General features: G+C 56.9%; 22 protein-coding genes and 1 tRNA gene. 22 read left to right on the top strand and 1 reads right to left on the bottom strand.

Going from position 1 to position 23,399, the window contains the following annotated elements; translation table 11 throughout:
- Window positions 1–389 precede the first annotated feature (389 nt).
- The 14 genes from HMPREF2787_RS05935 (at window position 390) to HMPREF2787_RS05865 (ending at window position 12,994) form a co-directional block, all read left to right on the top strand.
- Window positions 390–464: transfer RNA gene (locus HMPREF2787_RS05935), tRNA-Val, on the top strand.
- A 186-nt stretch (window positions 465–650) separates the two neighbouring features.
- Window positions 651–1,241: a copper resistance CopC family protein gene (locus HMPREF2787_RS05930; RefSeq protein ID WP_070858727.1), complete on the top strand. Its 591-nt coding sequence runs from the start codon at window positions 651–653 to the stop codon at window positions 1,239–1,241.
- A 4-nt stretch (window positions 1,242–1,245) separates the two neighbouring features.
- Window positions 1,246–1,854, top strand: a complete 609-nt coding sequence (locus tag HMPREF2787_RS05925) for a copper chaperone PCu(A)C (protein WP_070858725.1) — start codon at window positions 1,246–1,248, stop codon at window positions 1,852–1,854.
- A gap of 286 nt (window positions 1,855–2,140) precedes the next feature.
- Complete coding sequence (locus tag HMPREF2787_RS05915) at window positions 2,141–3,367, top strand: Dyp-type peroxidase (RefSeq protein ID WP_070858732.1); 1,227 nt, start codon at window positions 2,141–2,143, stop codon at window positions 3,365–3,367.
- Window positions 3,368–3,526: 159 nt separating this feature from the next.
- Complete coding sequence (thrS, locus tag HMPREF2787_RS05910) at window positions 3,527–5,521, top strand: threonine--tRNA ligase (protein WP_222865459.1); 1,995 nt, start codon at window positions 3,527–3,529, stop codon at window positions 5,519–5,521.
- 157 nt (window positions 5,522–5,678) lie between these two features.
- Window positions 5,679–6,308 (top strand): ATP adenylyltransferase, encoded by a 630-nt coding sequence (locus HMPREF2787_RS05905; protein ID WP_371441143.1) that lies wholly within the window; start codon window positions 5,679–5,681, stop codon window positions 6,306–6,308.
- Window positions 6,302–7,003, top strand: coding sequence for a phosphatidylinositol phosphate synthase (gene pgsA / locus HMPREF2787_RS05900; protein ID WP_070858720.1), 702 nt, complete (start codon window positions 6,302–6,304; stop codon window positions 7,001–7,003). The genes HMPREF2787_RS05905 and pgsA overlap by 7 nt, the downstream gene beginning before the upstream one ends.
- Before the next feature lie 11 nt (window positions 7,004–7,014).
- Window positions 7,015–7,917, top strand: a complete 903-nt coding sequence (locus HMPREF2787_RS05895) for a phosphatidylinositol mannoside acyltransferase (RefSeq protein WP_070858717.1) — start codon at window positions 7,015–7,017, stop codon at window positions 7,915–7,917.
- Window positions 7,918–7,919: 2 nt separating this feature from the next.
- A complete protein-coding gene (locus HMPREF2787_RS05890) occupies window positions 7,920–9,062 on the top strand; it encodes a glycosyltransferase family 4 protein (RefSeq protein WP_070858714.1) in 1,143 nt (380 codons plus the stop codon).
- A gap of 53 nt (window positions 9,063–9,115) precedes the next feature.
- Window positions 9,116–9,619, top strand: a complete 504-nt coding sequence (locus HMPREF2787_RS05885; RefSeq protein WP_070858711.1) for an NUDIX hydrolase — start codon at window positions 9,116–9,118, stop codon at window positions 9,617–9,619.
- Between the two features lie 139 nt (window positions 9,620–9,758).
- A complete protein-coding gene (pdxS, locus tag HMPREF2787_RS05880; protein ID WP_070858708.1) occupies window positions 9,759–10,661 on the top strand; it encodes a pyridoxal 5'-phosphate synthase lyase subunit PdxS in 903 nt (300 codons plus the stop codon).
- Window positions 10,662–10,663: 2 nt separating this feature from the next.
- Entirely contained in the window at window positions 10,664–11,542 is an 879-nt protein-coding gene (locus HMPREF2787_RS05875; protein WP_070858704.1) for an acyl-CoA thioesterase, read from the top strand.
- Window positions 11,542–12,162, top strand: a complete 621-nt coding sequence (gene pdxT / locus HMPREF2787_RS05870) for a pyridoxal 5'-phosphate synthase glutaminase subunit PdxT (protein ID WP_070858702.1) — start codon at window positions 11,542–11,544, stop codon at window positions 12,160–12,162. Before HMPREF2787_RS05875 ends, pdxT begins: the two co-directional genes overlap by 1 nt.
- A gap of 79 nt (window positions 12,163–12,241) precedes the next feature.
- A complete protein-coding gene (locus tag HMPREF2787_RS05865) occupies window positions 12,242–12,994 on the top strand; it encodes a YebC/PmpR family DNA-binding transcriptional regulator (RefSeq protein ID WP_069358709.1) in 753 nt (250 codons plus the stop codon).
- A 377-nt stretch (window positions 12,995–13,371) separates the two neighbouring features.
- On the opposite strand, the gene HMPREF2787_RS05860 is transcribed toward HMPREF2787_RS05865, so the two are convergent.
- The gene (locus HMPREF2787_RS05860; RefSeq protein WP_049190796.1) at window positions 13,372–13,836 is read right to left on the bottom strand and encodes a DUF3817 domain-containing protein; all 465 of its coding nucleotides are present in this window, start codon (window positions 13,834–13,836) and stop codon (window positions 13,372–13,374) included.
- 115 nt (window positions 13,837–13,951) lie between these two features.
- Here HMPREF2787_RS05860 and ruvC point away from each other — a divergent pair, with 115 nt between their 5' ends.
- The 8 genes from ruvC (at window position 13,952) to HMPREF2787_RS05820 (ending at window position 23,297) form a co-directional block, all read left to right on the top strand.
- On the top strand, window positions 13,952–14,509 hold the full coding sequence (gene ruvC / locus HMPREF2787_RS05855) for a crossover junction endodeoxyribonuclease RuvC (RefSeq protein WP_048731311.1): 558 nt from the start codon (window positions 13,952–13,954) through the stop codon (window positions 14,507–14,509).
- Window positions 14,510–14,591: 82 nt separating this feature from the next.
- Window positions 14,592–15,212, top strand: coding sequence for a Holliday junction branch migration protein RuvA (gene ruvA / locus HMPREF2787_RS05850; protein WP_048731308.1), 621 nt, complete (start codon window positions 14,592–14,594; stop codon window positions 15,210–15,212).
- A gap of 66 nt (window positions 15,213–15,278) precedes the next feature.
- On the top strand, window positions 15,279–16,391 hold the full coding sequence (gene ruvB / locus HMPREF2787_RS05845) for a Holliday junction branch migration DNA helicase RuvB (RefSeq protein WP_049190793.1): 1,113 nt from the start codon (window positions 15,279–15,281) through the stop codon (window positions 16,389–16,391).
- A 66-nt stretch (window positions 16,392–16,457) separates the two neighbouring features.
- Window positions 16,458–16,922, top strand: a complete 465-nt coding sequence (yajC, locus tag HMPREF2787_RS05840; protein ID WP_070858729.1) for a preprotein translocase subunit YajC — start codon at window positions 16,458–16,460, stop codon at window positions 16,920–16,922.
- A 309-nt stretch (window positions 16,923–17,231) separates the two neighbouring features.
- Window positions 17,232–19,157: a protein translocase subunit SecD gene (gene secD / locus HMPREF2787_RS05835; RefSeq protein WP_070858700.1), complete on the top strand. Its 1,926-nt coding sequence runs from the start codon at window positions 17,232–17,234 to the stop codon at window positions 19,155–19,157.
- Between the two features lie 6 nt (window positions 19,158–19,163).
- On the top strand, window positions 19,164–20,381 hold the full coding sequence (secF, locus tag HMPREF2787_RS05830; RefSeq protein WP_070858698.1) for a protein translocase subunit SecF: 1,218 nt from the start codon (window positions 19,164–19,166) through the stop codon (window positions 20,379–20,381).
- Between the two features lie 110 nt (window positions 20,382–20,491).
- Window positions 20,492–21,028, top strand: coding sequence for an adenine phosphoribosyltransferase (locus HMPREF2787_RS05825; RefSeq protein ID WP_016422687.1), 537 nt, complete (start codon window positions 20,492–20,494; stop codon window positions 21,026–21,028).
- Between the two features lie 7 nt (window positions 21,029–21,035).
- Window positions 21,036–23,297, top strand: a complete 2,262-nt coding sequence (locus HMPREF2787_RS05820; RefSeq protein WP_070858690.1) for a RelA/SpoT family protein — start codon at window positions 21,036–21,038, stop codon at window positions 23,295–23,297.
- The last annotated feature ends 102 nt before the right edge of the window (window positions 23,298–23,399 follow it).

Here is a 23,399-nt window from a genome sequence, read left to right as displayed (position 1 = left end):
GGTTATGCGCTACCAGCTGCGCTACATCCGCATCGCGTTGCAAGGAGGACGAAAAGAGAATCTCAATTGCTCCCTTGCGGTGCGAAAGATACTTTAGCGTGATTGTGCGATTGATTACAAATTCCCAGGTGAACATCTGTATTGTGCTTGTGGACGTAGTGCTAAAGACCAACTTTTGATGTCTCTGAATCGCAACAATGTCATTTATTCGCTTTCGTGGGTTGGTTACTGGGCGGCTATCGAGTCGCTATCGTCATGGAGTTCCATCGGTGGGGTAATAAATCTTCGAACTGCGCAATCGCAAACACGATGCAACTCAATTAGGGAAATCTCCAAAACGCGTGCTAACTTATTCCGCAGAGCAGCAAAGGCTTAGTGCTTTTTGTTCGAGTCCCATAGCTCAGTGGAAGAGCGTTCCGTTCACACCGGAAAGGTCGCTGGTTCGAACCCAGTTGGGACTACCATTTAGAAACCCCGGTCGGCGCATCGTATAGAAACGGCGCGGCCGGGGTTTTGCTGTGTGACCTGAACTATATTCGTCCCTCTCGGGAACTTTTCTGGGCTACCATCCGACAATAGGTATAAGGGCAGCGGTCAGACTACTGCTGTTCTTCTCGAACTGCCCCGCTTAAAGGAGTTGAACTGTTCTAGTGAGTCCTCGGGTCGCTTCAGGCGAAACGTTTCGGTTCTCAAGGTCGGGTTTCCGACGTGCAGTAGCCGCCGCTGCGGCGCTTGCGGTCTTTGCCGGCGCGTCCGTTATCAATGCAGTCCCTGCGAATGCTCATGATTCCGTCCTGTCGTCGAATCCAGGCGACAAGCAGGTTCTCGATGAATTTCCGCACCACGTTTCTCTCAAGTTCTCCGGCAACCCCAAGAACAACTTCAACACCGTTGCAATTAGTGATGCAGATGCCAAGGAAGTCCTGTACTCCCACGAGCCAGAGGTAGTGGGTAATGAGGTCTCTTTGGATATTCCTGAGGAGATTAATCCAGGGCCTGGCAACTACATTATTGGTTTCCAAATCACCTCCTCTGATGGCCACTCCACCCGAGGAAAGACCTCTTTCTCAGTGGCTGATCCGGATGCTGCTGGCGCAGCCGAAGCTGGGGCAGAATCTCGTCAGACCGGTGCGCACGCCGAGGAAACGAAGTCAATACCGCTATGGGCTTATGGCCTCGGTGGTGGACTCATCGTCATCATCGCCGCTGTCGTCATCGTTATTAATCGAAAGGCAAAATAGACACATGAAGCTCAATCGCACTGCAACTGCACTGATTGCTGGTTCCGCAGCTCTGACCCTTGCACTAGCAGGTTGCTCGTCCGACGATAACACTGCTGCTGAGGTGACTGAGTCCGCAACCTCCGCTGCGACCGAGGCTACTTCTACGATGGAGAAGAGCGATGCTGCTGTGCAGTTGGCCGATGCCTACATCAAGGAAAAGCCGGCTGACAAGGGCATGACCGCCATCTTCGGTACGCTGACCAACAACACCGACAAGGACATCAAGGTTTCCTCCTTCAAGCTTGAGGGGCTGAAGGAAGGCACGAAATTCGAGCAGCACGACACCAAGGACGGCAAGATGTTCGAGGTGCCGGAAGGTTTGACGATTCCGGCTAATGGCGAACTCGTTCTCGAACCGGGTAGCACTCACTTCATGATTATGAACAATGATGAAGCTATGGATGTGGGAGCTGAGTACAAGCTCATCATTGAGCTTTCCGACGGCTCTAGCATTACCCAGGATGTCGAGGTTCGTGTCCAGCCAGCGGGTGAAGAAGACTACGGTAATGACGGTGACCTGAACAACCCAGAGCACATGGGTGGCGGTGAGATGGATCACTCGGGCCACTAGTTCTTGTGACAAGTTGGTCAAGCAATGGCTCGTCGTAAAGCGGGCGTGAGCTCAGGTACGTCGAGGAATTGACTAGCTGAATCTAATGGTGGCAGAAGCGCTGGAGTTGGCAGGTTATTGCAGCATATGCAACGAACTCCAGCGCTTTTCTTTTTTCGAAAAAGGTTTTCGATACGGCCGAATTGGATAGGCCAGTGGTTGCGTTGAAGCCATTGAAAAATCGGCGGATTTCCAGCCACCTCATGGGCTCCAGTTTGAAGTAATCAGAAAGGTAAGAGTGCACAACATGTCCGAAAGCTTTTCCAGAAGGCGTTTTCTTGGCGGGCTCGGCACCGCCGCAGGAGCCTCAGCGCTCGCCCTGGGGGCGCCGGAAGCCCAGGCGATTGGGTTGGAACGTCCGCAGGAGGAGCCGCCGAAACCGCCTTTGCAGACAGCAACCGTACCTTTTGATGGCGCTCACCAGGCGGGGATTGCGACGCCCGCACAGGCGAATCTATGGCTAATAGCCTTCAACGTGAAGAAGGGGGTCGATCGTAATCGCCTTCAAAACCTCATGCGTGCCTGGACGGACGATGCCCGCCGAATGACGGCTGGCAAGGCTACTCGAACGGATTTGGAGCCTGAGCTCATGGGGAGTCCGGCCAATCTGACTATCACAGTTGGATATGGAGAAAACTTCTTCACAATCATCGATAGGGAAGACCAGAAGCCCGAGTGGCTGAGGGATCTGCCCAAGTACGTTAACGATGAGCTCCGCCCCGAGTGGAACGGTGGAGACCTGTGCCTGCAGATTTGTGCGGACGACCCGGTAATGGTCTCCCATGCAGCTCGGATGATGACCCGAAATGCAGCTCCTTATTTGGATGTCCACTGGGTGCAGGTTGGCTTCCAGCACGCCAATGGTTCCCGACAGGAAGGCGAGACCCCGCGCAATCTCTTCGGTCAGAAGGACGGTACGGTCAACCCGCGCACTCGTGAAGAATTCGACAAGCAAGTGTGGATTGAAAGTGGCCCGGATTGGTTGCGGGGCGGTACAGCGATGGTTGTCCGCCGTATCGAAATGGATATTCCAGGCTGGGATGTCTTGGACCGCGAAAGCCGCACTGTTATTACCGGCCGAGATATCGGCACCGGTGCGCCAATTGGAGGTAAGGACGAGTTTGAGACCGTCGACCTGGCGAAGACTGATGAATACGGTCTGCCTCTGACGGATCCGAACAGCCATGTTGCACTGTCCATGCCTCCGAAGGAGAAACCTAATCAGCGGATTCTGCGACGGGTCTACAACTATGACCTGCCACCGGAACCGAATGGTCGATTCGAGACCAACACCGGCCTGGTATTCATTTGTTTCCAGAAGGACCCGTTGGAGCAGTTCAATCCGATTCAGGAGCGGCTGTCCAAGAACGACCGTCTCAATCAGTGGATTTTCCATATTGGATCCGCGGTATTCGTTGTGCCGCGAGGAACTTCTGAGGAGGAGTACTGGGCGCAGGACCTTTTCGAGGCCTGAGTTTTGGCCGTGCGGTAAAGTGTGTGAACGACTGACGAAGGTCACCAGGTATGTGATTTTCGAAGACACTTTGAAAAGGAGTACACGCACGCCGTGTCAGAAGAATTTGCAACCCCAGCACCGTTTTCCGTGCCCGCAGGAGTTTCTGCGGGCGAGGCGATGAGAGACCTGGGTTTCCCGAACAAGGGCGTTGACGCCATCGTTTGTGTCCGCGACCCTGAAGGCAATTTGAAGGATTTGTCCTTTAAGCCAGAAGTGGAAACCGTCTTCGAGCCCGTTCCGGCGAATACTCCGGACGGTCGCGATGTCATCCGCCACTCTGCGACTCACGTGATGGCTCAGGCCGTGCAGTTGGAGTTCCCTGGGACGAAGCTGGGCATTGGCCCTGCCATCGACAATGGTTTCTACTACGACTTCCGTGTCGATGAACCTTTCTCGCCGGAGGATCTCAAGCGCATCGAAAAGCGTATGAAGAAGATCATCAAGTCTGGTCAGCGGTTCGAGCGCTTTGCGTTCGAGTCTGCTGATGAGGCGCAGGAAGCGCTTGCCGACGAGCCGTATAAGCTCGAGCTGATTGTTGAAAAGTCGGCCGGCAAGGTGTCCGAAGATGATGAGGCCAATGTCGACGTCGGTGGTGCAGGTACGACCTTGACCGGCTACCGCAACGTCAATCCGCGTACTGGCGAGACCGAGTGGTTTGATCTTTGCCGCGGCCCGCACGTGCCGACCACTCGTTACATCCCTGCTTTTAAGATCACGCGTTCTTCCGCTGCGTACTGGCGGGGTGACCAATCTCGAGATAACCTGCAGCGTGTTTACGGCACTGCGTGGGAGTCCAAGGAAGCGTTAGACGAGTACCTTGACCGCATGCTCGAGGCTGAGAAGCGCGATCACCGCCGTTTGGGCTCCGAGCTGGATTTGTTCAGCTTCCCGGATGAGATTGGTTCTGGTTTCCCGGTATTCCATGTCAAGGGTGGCATCATCCGCAACGAGATGGAGCAGCACTCCCGTCGCCGTCATATCGAAGCGGGCTATGACTTTGTGAACACGCCGCACGTAACTAAGGGTGACTTGTTCAAGAAGTCTGGTCACCTGGACTTCTACGCGGATGGCATGTTCCCGCCGATGCAGCTCGACGGCGAATATGACGAACACGGCAACTGCACCAAGGCTCCGCAGGACTACTACGTCAAGCCGATGAACTGCCCGATGCACAACCTCATTTTCGCATCGCGTGGTCGCAGCTACCGTGAACTTCCGATTCGTATGTTCGAGTTCGGCACCGTCTACCGCTACGAGAAATCAGGCGTTATCCACGGTCTTACCCGAGCCCGTGGCTTTACGCAGGACGATGCCCACATCTACTGCACCGAGGATCAGCTGGAAGAAGAGCTCACTAATGTCCTCGACTTCATCATTTCGCTTCTGCGTGACTACGGCCTGGATGACTTCTACCTGGAGCTGTCTACGAAGGACGAAAAGAAGTTCGTCGGCTCGGATGAAATTTGGGAGAAGTCCACAGCTATTCTCCAGCGCGTTGCCGATGCTTCTGGCCTCGAGCTCGTTCCTGATCCGGGCGGAGCCGCTTTCTATGGTCCGAAGATTTCCGTCCAAGCCCGCGATGCCATCGGCCGTACTTGGCAGATGTCGACGGTACAGCTCGACTTCAACCTGCCGGAGCGCTTCGAGCTCGAGTACACCGCACCTGACGGAACCAAGAAGCGCCCGATTATGATTCACCGTGCGCTTTTCGGCTCCATCGAACGTTTCTTTGGCGTCCTATTGGAGCACTACGCAGGTGCTTTCCCGGCTTGGCTGGCTCCGGAACAGGTTGTTGGTATTCCGGTTGCGGATGACTGTATCCCACACCTGGAGGACTTTGCTGCACAGCTGAAGTCTCGTGGCATCCGTGTCCACGTGGATACGTCCGATGACCGCATGCAGAAGAAGATTCGCAACCACACCCAGGCCAAGGTTCCGTTCATGATTCTGGCTGGTGCCCGTGACATTGAGGCAGGTGCCGTCAGCTTCCGGTTCCTCGATGGCACCCAGATTAACGGGGTGGCAGTTGAGAAGGCTGTGGACATCATCTGTGATTGGGTTGCTTCGCGGAATAACGAACAGCCGAACAAGGAGAATGTCTCTGCTCTCTAGAGGTCGTTAACGCTCTCTAATTCGACCGCGTTGTTTTAACTGGTGAACCACGCGTGGTAATCCAAAGAAGTTGACCGCGAGGTCGTAAACTACAGCAGAGAAATATATGTGGTCGGGGCTCGAATGGGGACCCGGCCACGCAACGAAGGGGATGGCAGTGAATCAGTCGGGAAGTGAAGAGTTGCCTCCGCAGCAGCAGGGCAATGCCGGCCAGCAGGAATCGTCTGATGGCGTATACGTCGACAGCGGTTACGGCGAACCGGATCGGCTCACGCGCTTATGGACACCGTACCGGCTGGATTACATCGTCAAGCGTGGTGTGCATAACTCCAAGCCATCCCGTAACCCCTTCGTTGATTTGCCGAAGCAAAGCGATGAGGAAGCACTCATTATCGCTCGCGGCGAGTGGGTGTACGCCGTTTTGAATCTGTTCCCGTACAACCCAGGGCACCTCATGGTGGTTCCATATCGCGAAGTCGCCAACCTTGAGGACTTGACCGACGAAGAAACAGCCGAGATGATGCGATTTGCCAAGCATGCGGTTCGTACCCTCAAATCGGTTTCGCGTCCGCACGCCGTCAATGTAGGTTTCAACTTGGGCAAGGCCTCCGGCGGTTCGGTCGCCGATCACCTGCATATGCACGTCGTACCGCGCTGGTCGGGTGACAGCAATTTTATGACCGTGATCGATGGCACCAAAGTGTTACCGCAGGCTCTTCGTCAGACTCGCGAGTTGCTTGCCGACGGCTGGCGTGCCCTTAATCAAGAGGATGGGGCAGCATGCTGAGTGTCCGTGGCAGGGCTCCAATCCGCCCAGTAGTTGAACCGATTGCCGCTGCACTTTTGCGGGTCGGCATTAGCCCGAACACGGTCACCCTGGTGGGAACGGTAGTTTCCGTTCTGCTTGCGGTAATCCTGATTCCTACCAACCATCTTTTCGCAGCTGCGGTGTCAATCGCTATTTTCACTGCTTTTGACCTGCTCGATGGCACGATGGCCAGACTTCGAGGGCAGGGAACGAAATACGGAGCAACGCTGGATGCTTCCTGTGACCGTATTACGGATGCTGCACTGTTCGGGGCGATAGCGTATTGGGTGGTGTATCACCATGGCGCGGATTCAGTGCTGCTCATTCTGACACTGATTACCATGGGATCGTCCCAGGTCATTTCCTACGTTAAGGCTCGCGCAGAGGCTAGCGGACTCAAGGTCAACGGTGGTCTCGTCGAACGTGCGGAGCGCCTGATTATCGGTCTAATTGGCGTCGGGCTCCAGGGGCTTGGCGTGGACTATGCCCTCTACGTCGCAATGTGGCTCCTGGCGATTGGGTCGGTATTCACCGTCGTCCAGCGCTTGTACATGGTGGCTAAGCAGCCAGGTGCGTTGGATCCCATCGCCCCGCCAGAAGGCGCAGCTGATAGTTCATCTATCAACCCTGACTCTGCTACGAAGTCCACGGGTTCGGCTGATTCCAACAACTAAAGGAGGATACGATGACTAGTTTCTTCCTGCCTCGCTCGAAAGATGATTTCGTTGCGCTCGGCTATATGGCCGGGTGGAAGATTTTTGGTCTGCTGCCGGAACGCGTGGCCTACCGCATCGGCAACATAGCCGCCGATCGGGTAGCAGCAAATCCAGCGACTACCCGCCAGCTTCGCAAGAACCTGGCTCGCGTTATGGGCTGTCCGCCTGAGGAAGTGCCGCAAGGTCTTATTCGGGCTTCCATGCGTTCCTATCTACGCTATTGGGTTGAGGCATTCCGGTTGCCCTCCATCGCGTCGACAGAGTTGGCAGACACGGTCGAATCCACCAGCGATGGGCTCGAACGAGTTGCTGAGGCCCTCGAGGCAGGAGATTCCATCGTCATCCCACTGCCGCATTCTGGTAACTGGGATATGGCAGGTATGTGGCTCGTTTCCCGCCATGGTCGGTTCAGTACCGTGGCGGAACGGCTGAAGCCAGAGGTACTTTACGACGCTTTCGTGGAGTACCGTGAATCCCTCGGATTCCACATTCTCCCGCTTACCGGTGGCAAACCCGCGATGCCGGAACTCCAGAAGCGATTGGAAGACGGTGGCGTTGTGTGCCTGCTGTCTGATCGTGACTTCGGCGGCCACGGGGTCCCGGTCACTTTTTTCGGCGAGCAGACGACAATGCCGGTCGGTGCAGCAAAGCTGGCACAGGACACGGGCGCTCGGCTTATGCCCGCGGGCCTGTCCTACACGCGCGATGGTTGGCGTTTTGTAGCGCATCCATTCGTGCCGACTGAGGGGCGCGATCTACCTGACATTGTCCAGGACATCGCTACTGTTTTTGAATCTGATATTGCCCAGCATCCAGCGGATTGGCACATGATGCAGCCACTGTGGCCGGCGGATAAGAAGAGGTCAAAGTAGCCGTGCGAATCGGAATGGTGTGCCCGTACTCGTTCGATGTCCCAGGTGGTGTTCAAGCTCACGCGATTGACTTGTGTGAGGAGTTCATCCGTCGCGGCCACGAGGTCAGTCTTATCGGCCCGGCTAGCGCGCAGGCGGATGTGCCGGATTTCGTTATTCGAGGTGGTGCCGCCATCCCGATTCCGTATAACGGCTCGGTCGCTCGGCTGTCTTTTGGCCCCCGCACGAGCCGTCGAGTCCGCACATGGATTGAGGAAGGTAGCTTCGACATTCTTCATATCCATGAGCCGAATTCGCCCAGTTTTTCAATGCTGTCGTTAGTAAACTCGGTCGGGCCAATTGTCGCGACCTATCACTCTGCGGCGACGGACTCCCTAGCATTGAAGTTGGCCACGCCATTTTTGCGGAAGTACCTTGAACGCATTCGGGGAGGCATCGCTGTCTCGGAAGTGGCTCGTCGCTGGCAGGTTGAGCAACTCGGCGGCGACCCGGTTCTCATTCCCAATGGTGTCCGTGTTGGAGATTTCGAGTCCTGCCCGGCCGCCTCATCGTTGCCTGAGATTCCGCCACGGCGTGAAGGGGGCTATCGGCTTGTCTTCCTCGGACGCTTCGACGAATCCCGCAAGGGCTTTGACGTCTTGCTCGACGCGTTGCCAACAATACGTGCGGAGATTCCACAGCTTGAGGTCTGTGTCGTTGGTGATGGTGATATCGCGGCAGCTCGTCGTAAAGCGGGCAGAAACACAGATGTCCTGCATTTCGTCGGCAGACTGTCGGAGGATGCTAAGGCGTCAATACTCGCCGATGCGGATGCGTACATTGCCCCGCAGCGTGGTGGGGAGAGTTTCGGCATCGTGCTGGTAGAGGCGATGGCGGCGGGTGCGCCGGTGATCTCCAGCGACATCGATGCGTTCAAACTCGTGCTTGACGACGGCCATTACGGGCTTCACTTTGAAAACGGTAACTCCGCAGACCTTGCGGATGCAGTCGTACGCCTTTTGACGCAGCCAAAGTTGGGGGAGGAGCTTCGCGCACTCGGGCATAAACGGGCTTGGGAGTATGACTGGTCGCAGGTCGCCGACGGCGTTCTGCGTGTGTACGATACGGTGCGCATGGATGGCGAAAAAGTCGTCATTGCGCCATAGAGATTTCCGTCGTGGCAGCTGATTAAACGCAGCGGAGTGAAAGTGGGTTTTCGGTGGACGTAACCGTTCCAATCTGGGTCGTTGTCCTAGCCATTGCGCTGATCGTCGTGCTCGTTAGCGGTTTGGTGGCTTCATCGACAGCGACGCGTTTGAACCGTATGCACATTCGCACGGACTTGGCGCGTTCTTCACTGGAAGCGGCGTTGGGGCGAAGGGCCGCAGTCGCTCGTGCCGCCTACCCGGAACTCGCCGGCGTAGTGGCGAAGGTGGAAGCCACACCACTTAGAGCCAACAACACTGGACAGCGCGCAGACGTGGAAAACGAACTGACTAGGAAAATTGTGGCGCTCTATGAGGAACAGCCCGTGGACCGAACGATGGCAATTGAGCTTTCTGACGCCCACACGCGGCTCGAGCTCGCCCGCCGTTTCTACAATGATGCGGTGACGGATACGAAAGCACTGCGAGCCAGGCCGCTAGTACGCGCGCTGCGGCTGGCGGGCACTGCACCCGAACCGGAATATTTCGATGTTGCAGACGGACTGACAACTGCTTAATTGTGGGAAAATTCGCTGTTGTGCTGGAAGTTCGCCGTGTTTTGTGACTCAATGAACAGCACTGTCTAGTTCAGGCGTTATAGTGTTAAACGACTACAAACGGTCACATTCACCAGTTTTATTAGGGAAGTAGGGTTCGTTGAGCACGGTTGAGAACAACTCCGGGCAGGGCACCGCACGCGTGAAGCGCGGTTTCGCTGAGATGATGAAGGGCGGCGTCATTATGGACGTCGTTACGCCGGAGCAGGCCAAGATCGCTGAAGATGCCGGCGCAACTGCCGTGATGGCGCTGGAGCGTGTCCCCGCCGATATTCGCGCAGAGGGTGGCGTGTCGCGTATGTCCGACCCGGACATGATCGAGGGCATTATCGATGCCGTCTCCATCCCGGTTATGGCCAAGGCCCGTATCGGCCACTTTGTTGAGGCACAGGTTCTGCAGTCCCTCGGTGTTGACTTCATTGACGAGTCCGAGGTTCTGACCCCGGCCGACTACTCGAACCACATCGATAAGTTTGACTTCACCGTGCCGTTCGTCTGTGGCGCGACCAACCTGGGTGAAGCTCTGCGCCGCATCAACGAGGGCGCTGCCATGATTCGCTCGAAGGGCGAGGCCGGTACCGGTGATGTCTCCAACGCTGTGACTCACATGCGCACCATCCGCGCTGAAATTAACCGTCTGCGTTCTATGGCTCCGGACGAGCTCTACGTTGCCGCCAAGGAGCTGCAGGCACCGTACGAGCTGGTACGCGAGGTCGCTGAGACCGGTAAATTGCCAGTCGTGCTGTTCACCGCAGGTGGCATTGCAACTCCGGCTGATGCTGCAATGATGATGCAGCTCGGTGCCGAGGGTGTCTTTGTTGGTTCCGGTATCTTCAAGTCCGGTGATCCGGAGAAGCGCGCCAAGGCTATCGTCCAGGCAACCCAGCACTACGATGATCCGAAGGTCATCGCTGATGTCTCCCGCGGTCTCGGCGAGGCAATGGTCGGCATCAACGTCGACGAGATTCCGCAGCCGCACCGACTCGCTGAGCGTGGCTGGTAAAAATGGCTAACATCCGCGAGGTATTAGATCTGGAGCAGATTGACCGGGACATTTTCCGTGGCCCAGTCATTAAGTCAATCCTGCAGCGCACTTTCGGTGGCCAAGTTGCCGGCCAGTCCCTCGTCGCGGCGACGCGCACGGTGGGTAATACCTTCGCGGTGAACTCCCTCCACGCCTACTTTGTAGGCCCGGGCCGCCCCCATATCCCGACGGTGTACATGGTCAAGCGTATTCGCGACGGCCGGTCTTTCTGCCACCGCTCCGTCGAAGCTGTGCAAGATGGCCGTACGATTTTCGTCATGCAGGTCAGCTTCCACCGTAAGGGGGATGAGGGACTCGAGCACTCTGACGTGATGCGCAAGGTGCCAGATCCTGAAGATGTGGTCACCGACACCTCTGAGATGACGAACACACGTCGTCTACTAATGCGCGAGTGGGCGGACTGGGATATCCGGGTAGTGCCGGATGATCAGTTCGAACACAACAAGTACACCCCGTCCCAGCAGCTGGTATGGTTCCGGTGCAAGGATCGCCTGCCGGATAACGAGACCTTCCACGTCTGCACGCTGGCGTACATGTCGGATATGACTTTGCTGTCATCGGCACTCGTTCCGCATCCAGGCGTTGAGGTCCAGGAAGCCAGCCTCGACCACGCGATGTGGTTTATGCGTCCGTTCCGTGCGGATGAATGGCTGCTCTACGACCAGATTTCGCCATCGGCGCACGCGGGTCGCGCACTGACTCACGGTCGCATCTTTAACCAAAAGGGCGAGCTCGTGGCCGTCGTCACGCAGGAAGGGCTGACCCGAAGCCTGGCCCCGGGAGTCGAGCCCGTGCCAGTGGCGACGAACTTCGATGTTCGCAGTGAGAACCTAGATTAATGACACAGGAAACAATCGGTATCCTCGCTCTTCAGGGCAACGTTGCCGAACACGGATATGTGCTTGACCAGCTCGGCGTCCCGCACCGAAAGGTGCGCTTGCCCCGTGATCTGGAAGGGCTTAGCGGCCTAATTTTGCCCGGCGGCGAGTCCACAACCATGAGCAAGCTGATGGTCTTCAATGAGCTTGAAGACCCGCTGCGGGAAGCCCTCCGCGATGGCCTTCCGGCATATGGCACCTGCGCCGGCATGATTTTGCTTGCCGACCAAGTGCTCGATACCCGTGCGGATGCCGTTAGCCTGGGGGTGATTGACATCACCGTCCGTCGTAACGCATTTGGCCGGCAAGTGGATTCCTTCGAAACTGACTTGGATATTCCGCAGCTGGCGATCAGCGGTGACCAGCCGCCTGTGCACGCCGCCTTTATTCGCGCACCGTGGGTCGAGCGTGTCGGTGATGATGTTGAGGTGCTAGCGCGGGTGCCAGAATCGGCTGGAGAGACCGCAGGTACAGTGGTCGGAGTACAGCAGGGGGCTGCGATGGCCACCAGCTTTCACCCGGAGTCGACGGGGGAGACGCGGCTCCACGAGTTCTTTTTGCGAGAGCTTGTCGGCATTTAAATCCCCGGTTTGTATAATGAACACCTGACGAATTCCCATCTACATGGGTATTGACGAGAGGAATGGTAGGAACTAGCACATGGCGGGTCATTCAAAATGGGCAACCACAAAGCACAAGAAGGCTGCTAATGACGCCAAGCGCGCCAAAGAGTGGGCAAAGATGATCAAGAACATCGAGGTCGCGGCTCGTACCGGCGGCGGTGATCCTGCTGGTAACCCCACCCTCGATGACATGATTAAGAAGGCCAAGAAGGCCTCGGTTCCCAACGACAACATTGAGCGTGCCCGCAAGCGTGGTTCCGGCGAGGAGTCCGGCGGTGCTGACTGGGAGACCATTGTCTACGAAGGTTACGCACCTGGTGGTGTCGCTTTGATTGTGGAGTGCCTGACCGATAACCGTAACCGTGCTGCTTCCGATGTGCGCTCGGCGTTCAACAAGAACAACGGCAACATGGCAGACAACGGCGCCGTGGCGTACCTCTTCGAAAAGAAGGGTGTCGTCGAGCTGCCGAAGGGCGAGCTGACCGAGGACGACCTGCTTATGGCGGTTCTCGATGCCGGTGCAGAGGAGGTCAACGACCTGGGCGAAAAGTTTGAGGTTGTCTCCGCCTTTACCGATCTGATGAATGTCCGCACCGCTCTTGTCGATGCCGAAATGGAGTACGACTCCGCAGATCAGGACTACCGCGCTTCTACCAAGGTGGCTCTCGATGCTGACGGTGCACGCAAGCTCTTCCGTCTGATTGACGCTCTCGAAGAGTCCGACGACGTGCAGAACGTCTACTCGAACGCCGACATCAGCGACGAGGTTATCGCCGAACTCGACGACTAGGCGTTTGCTTGGCGACGGTTCCGCTGACTGGCTTCCCGGCATTAAAGGGTGCCCGTGCAGGGTAGTCCGCAGCGCTGAATTGCGCGGCGAGCTGGTGTGAATGGAAGATCCCCATCGGAGAGTCGTCCGATGGGGATTTTTTTGGGGAAAAATTACGGGCTGCGCGTGTGAATACGGCTGCAAATGTGAAACTGTGCGAGTTTATGTCACTTTCAGACGATTTTTCAGGTCATTTTTGTCATAAACGCAGTCAGTAACTCGCATTGGAGTAAGTAGCGAAAGGCGCCCGCCCGCCGACGCACCGGTCGACACGTCAGACGGACACACTTATGCCAATAAACCCGATTTTGGTTTCTGAAAGTTTTAGTAGAACCGTTTTAAGAGAACCACTGAGTCGGAGGTCCCGCCATCAGCAACAGTGTGAAGACCACGGCGAGAACAATCAGGATGACGAATGCCGAGATAAACGGGCGGCGAATAATCATCGCGAGTGCCCACTCGAAAATGCCCTGTGGCTCCTCGGATTCGTCGGTAAAGCGCCAGGGCCGATCCAAGAGGCCTGCCTTCAGGGTGTTTCGTTCAAACGGATAGGTTGCGAATGGAATGATAGAAGAGGCGAGGCCGATGACACCGCGGCCAAAGCTCCACTGCTGGTTGATCCACACCATGATGGTGGTGACTACGTAGCACAGGAACGTAAAACCGTGGATGCCGCCGAAGATGGTGGTGGCGATGTCAGTGACTTTGAACAGGTACTTCAGTGCCAGCCCCAAGAGCAGCAGAGCCCACGTGACCATTTCAGCTGCAGCGAGAACGCCGTAGAGCTTCTTCGGTGAATTCATGGTGTTAAACCTATCAGAACCAACGGTTGGTACCCCGTGTAGCTACGATACAAACAGCTGTTCGAAATGTGGTATTAGTGGAGAGGTGAATTATCGAGCTGGATCTCTGCGGGTGATGGGTATCGACCCTGGCCTTACTCGTTGTGGTCTCTCCATTGCGGAAGGTGCTCAGGGCAGGAAAGTCATTCCCATTGCGGTGGGGGTCGCCCGCACACCAACCACGGCATCGTTGGAGGATCGTCTTCTACGGCTTTCCAATGCCGTGGAGCAGTGGATGGATGAGTACGAGCCGGACGTGGTTGCGATGGAACGGGTATTCGAGCGCGGCAATGTGTCCACCGTAATGCAGACTGCGCACGCGGTTGGTGTCCTTGTCCTCGCTGCGGCGAGACGCGGTTTGGAAGTGCATATGTACACGCCGTCGGAGGTAAAGAAGGCGCTTACCGGCAACGGTCGGGCTGATAAGAAGCAGATGACCATGATGGTGACGAGAATCCTCGGGTTGGAAACTCCGCCAAAACCTGCGGACGCAGCGGATGCGTTGGCCATCGCTATCTGCCACTGTTGGCGTGGTCCGGTTCTGCAACGCCAGCGCGACACCTTGGCTGCGCTTGCTAAGCAACACGAGGAGCGGGAGTTGGAGCTTTCTCGCCGTGAGAATCCCTCGCGGTAGGGGAGCCTGCTAGAGCACACTTGTGAGTTCGGCGTTTATCTCGGTGTCTTTCGGGAAGCCGTAGTGAAAGGAATTGTGAGAAGTGATTGCATCTCTACGCGGTGAGGTTATCGATCTCGGTGCGGACTATTGCGTTATCGAGTGCGGTGGTGTCGGGCATTTGGTCACCATTACGGGCAGGTTAGCTTCTCAGTTGGTGAGGCATGAGCAGACTTTCATGTTGACCACAATGGCGGTTCGTGAAGATGCGATTACGCTTTTTGGTTTTGCCAACTCGCAGGAACGTGAGATGTTTGCGCTCTTGCGCACTGTCTCGACAGTGGGGCCAAAAGTAGCGATGTCTGTTCTATCGGTACTGTCGCCGGCCGAGATTGCCAATGCGGTTGCCTCAAAGAATGCCAAGGCCCTCCAGGCGGCTAACGGCGTCGGCAAGCGATTGGCGGAGCGCCTGTTGGTTGAGTTGAAGGATAAGGTCGAGGTTTTCGCGGATAGGGCGGTATCCCAGCCGGAGGAAGCTGCAAGCGGAGCAGCGCCTGGCATTGTTTTGAAGGCAGATCTGGATCAGGTCGTTGGTGCTTTGGTCGGGCTTGGGTTCCCGGAAGCTGATGCGAATGAGGCAGCGGAGACTGTTGTTCGGATTGATCCGACCTTGGATACATCAATGGCGCTGAAGGCGGCGCTAAAGACATTGGGCGAAAAGTAAATCCAGGTCGAGGACCTGCAGCTACATTGATGATGAAAAATGGCAGTGCACTAGGATGAGGGGACTATGAGCGATATCGAGCGCACGGAGTTTAACGTGTCGGGCAATCCCTTCAGGGACTCTTTAGATGGAGCAGCCAACGACCATTTTGGCGGTGGGGGAAATGGTGCACAACGTGATGTCGATGCCCGCGCTCAGGTCGAGGAAGTCGATGCGGAATCGAACCTGCGACCAAAGTCGTTAGGGGAGTTTATCGGCCAACCCAAGGTCCGCGAGCAGCTGGATTTGGTGCTCTCCGGGGCACGGGGACGAAATGTGACTCCGGACCACATTCTGCTGTCGGGACCTCCCGGCCTGGGTAAGACCACCATGGCCATGATTATTGCGCAGGAGATGGGGTCCTCCCTGCGAATGACGTCCGGTCCGGCGCTTATTCGCGCTGGCGATTTGGCAGCAATGCTGTCGAACCTGCTCGAGGGCGATGTACTATTCATTGACGAGATCCACCGCATTGCCAGGCCCGTGGAGGAAATGCTCTACATGGCAATGGAAGATTTCCGTATTGATGTCATCGTGGGAAAGGGGCCTGGAGCTACGTCAATTCCACTCGAGATTCCACCTTTTACGCTGGTAGGCGCAACGACGCGCTCGGGTATGCTGACTGGCCCACTGCGTGACCGTTTCGGTTTTACTGCGCAGATGGAGTTCTACGAGGTCGAGGATCTGACAAAGGTGGTTACCCGTGCCGCTGGGATCCTCGGGGTGGATATCAGCCCTGAGGCTGCAGTGGAGATTGCCTCGCGTTCGCGAGGTACGCCGCGAATTGCCAACCGTCTACTGCGTCGCGTTCGCGATTTCGCAGATGTTCACTCCGGTGGCGTTATTGATCTTGGTGCGGCCAAGGCGGCGTTGATTGTCTTCGATGTCGATGAGCTTGGGCTGGACCGCTTGGACCGCGCAGTGCTGACTGCCCTGGTCAAGGGGCACGGTGGCGGCCCGGTGGGCGTGAATTCCCTGGCGTTGGCAGTCGGTGAGGAGCCCTCGACTGTGGAAGAAGTGTGCGAGCCCTACCTGGTCCGTGCCGGGATGATTGCGCGTACATCGCGCGGACGCGTGGCAACTGCCCGAGCATGGCGGCACTTGGGGTTGCAGCCGCCGGAGGGAACTATCGGAGAATAGCTTTCTCATCGACCCGGCCGGGGCAGTGTGGAATTGCTAGCTGGCAATTCGTTAAACTCGGCAGACATGGATCAAACTATTCTCCTCCTACTTATTTTCTTGTTCCTGGCGCTGCCAATTTGGCAGATTATCAAGCAGAACAAGCAGGTGCGCACCATTCGGGACATGCAGGATAAGTTGGCCCCGGGCGCAGAGGTCATCACCGGTTCCGGTATGCATGGTGTGGTCGTTGATACGACCGAGACAACCGTCGACCTAATCATCGCTGACGGCATCGTGACCCGTTGGGAAAAGGGCGCCATTGCCCGCAACCTCACGACCGGTACCGGAGCTAGCTACGCTCACCGTGACCGACGTGGCCGTGTTTCCGATGCGCCAGATGACCACGTCGGCGATGTCCAAGACATCACCGGCCACGGCCCGGCTGGCAATGCAGCTTCGGACATCAATAAGCAGGTCGAGAACCCGAATACTCCGAGTAATCCGGAGAACCCGGGTACAGACGGTTCCGCTTCCACCGAAAAGCAGTAGCAGTTTTTGCACGCCCACGCCCCGTCGGTTTGCATGCATCCAAGCTGTAGCGTGCGCCGTGGGGCTAGGGGCGCGTCCCAGGTTTCGCCGTCGGCAAGCGTGGGCAAGATTTTCACTAAATAGGTACAAGTCAAAACCGGCGCACTACGTTTAATCAGTTATTCTCGAGCGGTTGGTGTTTGTAGCTTTGCTTAGCGACGCCCGCAATACCGCTACCTGGTATCGCGCGAGTTCGCGGTGTGGTTATAGACATGCGTTTCTACCCGAAGCGCTTAAGTACCTAAACGTCACGATTCAGGAGACTTTGCTTTGAACAGCAAATCCAGATCCGGTGCGAATACATTCAAGAGGAACTGGCCACAGTGGCTGTTGGCACTGTTTGCTGGCTTCCTCATTCTTACGTACGCACTCGTCTTTTTCACCGGCGGCGGATCAGCCAAGCCAAAGTTGGGCATCGACTTGCAGGGTGGTACCCGAGTAACCCTGGTGCCGCAGGGCGAAAAGCCGACGCGCGATCAGTTGGACCAGGCTCGCAAGATTTTGGAGAACCGCGTAAACGGCATGGGCGTCAGTGGCGCTCAAGTTGTCACCGACGGTGACACACTGGTCATTACCGTGCCGGGTGAAGACTCACAGGAGGCGCGTACGCTCGGCCAGACTTCGCAGCTCTTCTTCCGTCCGGTAGAGCAGCCCACCCAGGGCCCTGATGAAGCTGCCTTTGGCGAGGTAGTTAAGAAGACTGCTGAAGATTGGGTGTCAGTCGGTGTCCTTTCGAAGGAAGATGCCACCAAGCGCGTTGATGACCTCTACAAGGACATGAACGAAACGCAGAAGCGTGCAATTGATGCCTTCAAGGAACAGAACCCAGATCAGCCGGTTCCCGAGGAGCTGTCCAAGTCTCTGGGCGAGGCCCCGAAGTTGGACGCAACGGCTCCGGCAAAACCGGCGAACTCAATTGAAGCGGCCGAGCTGCGTACGAAGGTTCGTGACGTGCTGTTGGCGACTCGCCAGTCCGAAGACCCAACGACACAGTTTGCAGCCGCTGCGTTAATGACCTGCGACAACCGTGATGCAGTTGATCCGCTACAGGGTGCCGATGACCCGGCCAAGCCGCTGGTGACCTGTGCGCCAGAGGGCGGTAAGGCCATCTTCCTGGGCAAGGCTCCGCTGTTGATTGGGCAAGACGACGAGGTCAAGGGCCAGCGACTGTCCGGCGATGCTATCGACACCAATGCGCCGATTAGCGGTGGCTACGATCAGCAGTCTGGTCAGATTCAGGTCTCCTTTAGCTTCAAGTCCGGGAAGAATGACACTGGCGCTCGCACATGGACCAAGTTGACCAATGACTACCTGCAGCGGCAGGTCGCTATCGTGTTGGACTCGAAGGTCATTTCCGCCCCGGTGATTCAGGAGGCAACTCCAGTCGGTTCTGCCACCCGCATCACGGGCGACTTCTCAATCGACGAGGCACAGGGGCTGGCCAATAACCTGCGTTATGGTGCACTGCCGCTGTCGTTCGCAGGTGAGGACGGCGAACCGGGCGGTACGACCACGACTATCCCGGCCATGCTTGGTTCGGCTTCCTTGGAAGCCGGTTTGCTTGCCGGCATTATCGGTATTGCTCTGATTGTCGTCTACGCAATCGTTCTTTACCGAGGCCTCGGAGCCATCTCGCTGGTTTCACTGGCAGCAGCTGGTGCGATGGTCTACGGCATACTCGTGCTGCTCGGTCGCTGGATTGGCTACTCACTCGATCTCGCTGGTATCGCCGGTATCATCATTTCCATCGGCGTGACAGCTGACTCCTTTATCGTCTTCTTCGAACGCATTAAGGATGAGATTCGTGCGGGTAGGACATTCCGCTCTGCGGTACCGCATGCTTGGCGACGAGCACGGCGTACGATCCTGTCGGGTAACTTTGTGTCCATCATTGCGGCGGTGGTCCTCTACATCCTGGCTGTTGGCGATGTGCGTGGTTTCGCATTCACACTTGGTCTTTCCACGGCATTCGATATTGTGACCGCCTTCCTGGTGACTGCGCCACTGGTCATTCTGGCTACTCGCAAGTGGCCGGCACTGTCCAAACCATCCATGAACGGCTTTGGTTCAGTCATGGAGGTCGCTAACAGGAACAAGTCCGTAGCTACCGGTAAAAAGGCTGTCACCTCCAATGCAGCCGCCAGTGCAGTTGCCGACACCGGTTCGGCTGACTCCGGCGCGAATGAGGGGAAGTAGGAATCCATGAATACTACTCAGACGAATCCGGCGCTGACTAGCGAAATTGACGCGGCTAACGAGGACTCATTCTTCCGCCGCCTCTACACCGGCGAGGGTGGAATCAATATCGTCGGTAAGCGGAAGCGCTGGTACCAGATTGCGATTGCCGTCATTGTCGTTGCGTTAGCATCGATGTTGATTCGAGGGTTCAGCTTCGGTATCGATTTCGAGGGCGGCACCAAGATGACTATGCCGCCTGCGTCAGTGACGACTGAACAGGCTGAGGAGGTCTTCACCGACGCCACCGGCGTCAAGCCGGAGTTGGTGCAGATCATCGGTTCTGGCGAAGGCCGCATTCTGGAAATCACCTCAGAGAAGCTGACCCAGGGCGAGATTAATGATGCTCGCGTCGCACTGAACGACGCATTCAAACCCGTCGACGCACAGGGGGAGCAGACCCCGGATGCGATTGGTGACTCGACCGTTTCGGAGTCGTGGGGCTCGTCGATTACCAACCGCATGCTGCTGGCTGCAGTAGTGTTCTTGGGCTTGGTATTCGCCTACATCACTATCCGCTTCGAGCGTGACATGGCCATTTCTGCCATCCTCGCCCTGGCCGTGGACGCAATCGTGATTATGGGCATCTACGCGCTGATCGGCCTTGATGTCACCCCGGCCACCATTATCGGTCTCCTGACCGTGCTGTCGTTCTCGCTGTACGACACCGTCGTGGTCTTCGACAAAGTCGACGAGAATACGGCAGGCTATCGTTCATCGACACGTAGAAGTTACGCCGAGCTGGTGAATCTGGCTGTCAACCAAACCATCATGCGTTCTATAAACACCACAGTGTCGACGCTGCTGCCAATCCTGGCACTGATGATTATCGCCGTGGGCATGCTGGGTGTCGGTACGCTGAAGGATTTGGCGCTGGTTCAGCTCATCGGCATTATTCAGGGCACGTTCTCCTCGATTTTCCTGGCTTCGCCGCTGTTGGTAACGCTCAAGTCGCGTCAGCGTGAATACCGCAAGCATGACGAGGCGGTACTGTCTGCTCGCGCAAAGGCATCTGAGGGGGCCGGATCGGGCACCGATTCCGCCACCACTGATGTTGCGGGGGACTCGGGCGCGAAGGAGTCGTCGGCAAGCGCGATGGGGCATTTGACGCCGAAACGAACGGTGACGACTCCGAAGCTTGAGGGCGATGAAGACAAGCCGCTGTCCTGGCGTCCTGGGCAGTAGGAGGCAGCGCCTCCCAGTGGTTCGGGTGAAACTACTTTAAAAGCGCATTGTGCGGGTATCGTTGACAGGTACCCGCACTTTTTCTTTTCGCCGAAAAGGAGCTTAAACCTGTGTCGTATGCACACGCGCGTGAGGCATTAGCCGATCAGATTCGGTTCGTGCCCGATTTTCCAGTTGAGGGCGTACTCTTCGAGGACCTGACTCCGGCGCTTGCCGACGCCACGACGTTCGCCCTGATTGTGGACGAGATTTCCGCCAAGGTGGAAGAGTTCGGGGCTGATGTTATAGGCAGCCTAGATGCGCGTGGATTCCTGCTGGGTTCTGCGGTGGCGTACAAGCTCGGACTGGGAGTGCTCGCTATTCGTAAGAAGGGTAAGCTGCCACCGCCTGTGCTGACCGAGACCTATGAACTGGAGTATGGTACGGCAGCACTTGAGATTCCGGCTAGTGGGTTTGAGCTGAAGGGTAAGAAGGCCGTACTTGTCGACGATGTGTTGGCAACTGGTGGCACCCTGTGTGCAGCTCGCGCCCTGCTGGAGACAGCTGGTGTCGAGGTGACCGGGCTGTGCACCGTGCTGGAGGTTGAAGGCCTGGGCGCTCGGGAGAAGCTTGCTGATCTGCCTCTGTACGTGGTTAATAAGGGGTGAATGAGCCATGGCTGAAGGGCCCGCACGCCGTTATGGTGCTCGCCTAGCGCGAAGCCTTACCGGTAACAGAACGAAGACCCGCCCGGTGCTAGATCCCCTTGTCGCGGTGCATCGGCAGGTGCATCCGCGCGCGGATTTGGCTGTGCTTCAGCGTGCCTACGATACCGCCGAGCGCCTTCACGACGGCGTGTACCGGAAATCCGGCGAGCCATACATCACTCACCCGCTTGCAGTCGCCACTATTGCCGCCGAGATTGGTATGGATACCACCACGCTGGTGGCGGCGTTGCTGCATGACACGGTCGAGGACACCGATTACACGCTGGAGGACCTGGAGCGGGACTTCGGCCCAGAGGTCGCGCGCCTAGTCGACGGCGTGACCAAATTGGACAAGGTTGCGTTGGGCTCCGCCGCCGAGGCAGAGACCGTGCGAAAGATGATTATCGCCATGAGCCAGGACCCGCGCGTGCTGGTTATCAAGGTGGCCGACCGGCTGCATAACATGCGCACAATGCGTTTCCTGCCGCCGGAAAAGCAGGCTAAGAAGGCCCGCGAGACCCTCGAGGTGATTGCACCGCTGGCGCATCGTTTGGGAATGGCCAGCGTGAAGTGGGAGTTGGAAGATCTCTCCTTCGCCATTTTGTACCCGAAGAAGTACGACGAGATTGTGCGTTTGGTCGCAGACCGAGCGCCGCAGCGGGACCGGTACATCCAGGAAGTCTCCGAGATGATTCAGAAGGATCTGAAGGAGTCCCACATTGCTGCTGAGGTACAGGGCAGGCCGAAGCACTACTGGTCGATTTATCAGAAGATGATTGTCCGCGGCCACGAGTTCGACGAGATTTTTGACCTGGTCGGACTTCGAGTTCTGGTGGACACGACCAAGGACTGCTACGCCGCCATGGGCGCCGTCCACTCGCTATTCAAACCCATGCCGGGGCGATTCAAGGACTATATTTCCGCGCCGCGCTTCGGGGTTTACCAGTCGTTGCACACAACGGTCATTGGTCCAGGTGGGGCCCCGCTAGAAGTGCAGATTCGCACCCATGAGATGCACTACAACGCTGAGTACGGCATTGCCGCACACTGGCGCTACAAGGAAACGAAAGGCTCTCATAAGGGAGATTCCGCCGAAGTCGATCAGATGGCGTGGATGCGTCAGCTGCTGGATTGGCAGCGCGAGGCCGCAGATCCTAACGAGTTCCTGGACTCTCTGCGCTATGACCTCTCAGTCACTGAAATTTTTGCGTTTACGCCTAAGGGTGATGTCATCACATTGCCCGCGGACTCCACGCCGGTCGACTTTGCCTACGCGGTCCATACTGAAGTAGGTCACCGCTGTATTGGTGCCAAAGTCAACGGCAAGCTAGTGGCGTTGGAATCACCGCTAAAAACTGGCGACCGCGTCGAGATTTTCACGTCCAAGGATGCCCATTCCGGTCCGTCTAAGGACTGGGAGAAGTTTGTTAAAACTCCCCGCGCGCGGGCAAAGATTCGTCAGTGGTTTGCCAAGGAGCGCCGTGAGGAGGCGCTCGATGCCGGACGTGACGCGCTGGCTGCAGAGGTACAGCGCGGCGGTCTGCCGATGCACCGCCTGTTCACTCCGGCGTCCATCAAACAGATTGCCTCCGAGCTTCACTATGCGGATGTTGATGCGCTCTATACCGCCATCGGTAAGGGGCAGGTCTCAGCGCAGCATGTGACTCACCGCCTGATGGCACAGTTCTCGAGCGCGGACGATGCTGAAGAGCAGTTGGTCTCCCGCACGCCAATTTCAAAGATGAACGTGCACAACACTCCGCGCCGCGCTGACAGCACGGGTGTGTTGGTAGAAGGCAGCGCGGATATGGCCGCTAAGCTTGCCAAATGCTGTACGCCTGTGCCGGGCGATGCCATCTTTGGCTTCGTCACCCGCGGCGGTGGGGTCAGTGTGCACCGTACGGACTGCACTAATGCGGAGAAGCTGCACCAGGAGCCCGAGCGCATTATCGAGGTCTCCTGGGCAACAGATTCCTCCGGTGCGGTCTTCATGGTTACGGTGCAAATCGAAGCGCTTGACCGTCATGGACTGCTCTCGGAGATTACTCGCGTCTTCTCCGATCAGAAGGTCTCAATCCTGTCGACGTCCTCCCATACCTCCGATGACCGCGTTGCCGTAATGCGTTTTAGCTTCGAGGTTTCGGACACTAAGCAGATGGGCTATATCTTCAACATTCTGCGCGGTGTCGAGGGAGTCTTCGATGTTTACCGCATTACTTCTGGTCAGTAGCCGGTTTACCAGCGCATCGATATGTGAATAAAGATTGAGGCCGCGTCGGTATTAAAACAGGGCCAAGGTGTGAACTGCTCCCCATTAGTTGGACTGAGAAAT

The organism is Corynebacterium sp. HMSC061H03 (assembly GCF_001838215.1).
GTDB lineage: Bacteria > Actinomycetota > Actinomycetes > Mycobacteriales > Mycobacteriaceae > Corynebacterium > Corynebacterium jeikeium_D.
The sequence above is the reverse complement of the archived record's forward strand: the minus strand, read 5'-3'. Positions and strand labels throughout refer to the sequence as shown.

Excerpts from the sequence above, each read along its gene's own strand:
- HMPREF2787_RS05925 (WP_070858725.1), top strand. The coding sequence starts at position 1,246 with ATGAAGCTCAATCGCACTGCAACTGCACTGATTGCTGGTTCCGCAGCT.
- HMPREF2787_RS05915 (WP_070858732.1), top strand. The coding sequence starts at position 2,141 with ATGTCCGAAAGCTTTTCCAGAAGGCGTTTTCTTGGCGGGCTCGGCACC.
- thrS (WP_222865459.1), top strand. The coding sequence starts at position 3,527 with ATGAGAGACCTGGGTTTCCCGAACAAGGGCGTTGACGCCATCGTTTGT.
- pgsA (WP_070858720.1), top strand. The coding sequence starts at position 6,302 with ATGCTGAGTGTCCGTGGCAGGGCTCCAATCCGCCCAGTAGTTGAACCG.
- HMPREF2787_RS05895 (WP_070858717.1), top strand. The coding sequence starts at position 7,015 with ATGACTAGTTTCTTCCTGCCTCGCTCGAAAGATGATTTCGTTGCGCTC.
- HMPREF2787_RS05875 (WP_070858704.1), top strand. The coding sequence starts at position 10,664 with ATGGCTAACATCCGCGAGGTATTAGATCTGGAGCAGATTGACCGGGAC.
- pdxT (WP_070858702.1), top strand. The coding sequence starts at position 11,542 with ATGACACAGGAAACAATCGGTATCCTCGCTCTTCAGGGCAACGTTGCC.
- HMPREF2787_RS05865 (WP_069358709.1), top strand. The coding sequence starts at position 12,242 with ATGGCGGGTCATTCAAAATGGGCAACCACAAAGCACAAGAAGGCTGCT.
- HMPREF2787_RS05860 (WP_049190796.1), bottom strand. The coding sequence starts at position 13,836 with ATGAATTCACCGAAGAAGCTCTACGGCGTTCTCGCTGCAGCTGAAATG.
- ruvC (WP_048731311.1), top strand. The coding sequence starts at position 13,952 with ATGGGTATCGACCCTGGCCTTACTCGTTGTGGTCTCTCCATTGCGGAA.
- ruvB (WP_049190793.1), top strand. The coding sequence starts at position 15,279 with ATGAGCGATATCGAGCGCACGGAGTTTAACGTGTCGGGCAATCCCTTC.
- yajC (WP_070858729.1), top strand. The coding sequence starts at position 16,458 with ATGGATCAAACTATTCTCCTCCTACTTATTTTCTTGTTCCTGGCGCTG.
- secF (WP_070858698.1), top strand. The coding sequence starts at position 19,164 with ATGAATACTACTCAGACGAATCCGGCGCTGACTAGCGAAATTGACGCG.
- HMPREF2787_RS05820 (WP_070858690.1), top strand. The coding sequence starts at position 21,036 with ATGGCTGAAGGGCCCGCACGCCGTTATGGTGCTCGCCTAGCGCGAAGC.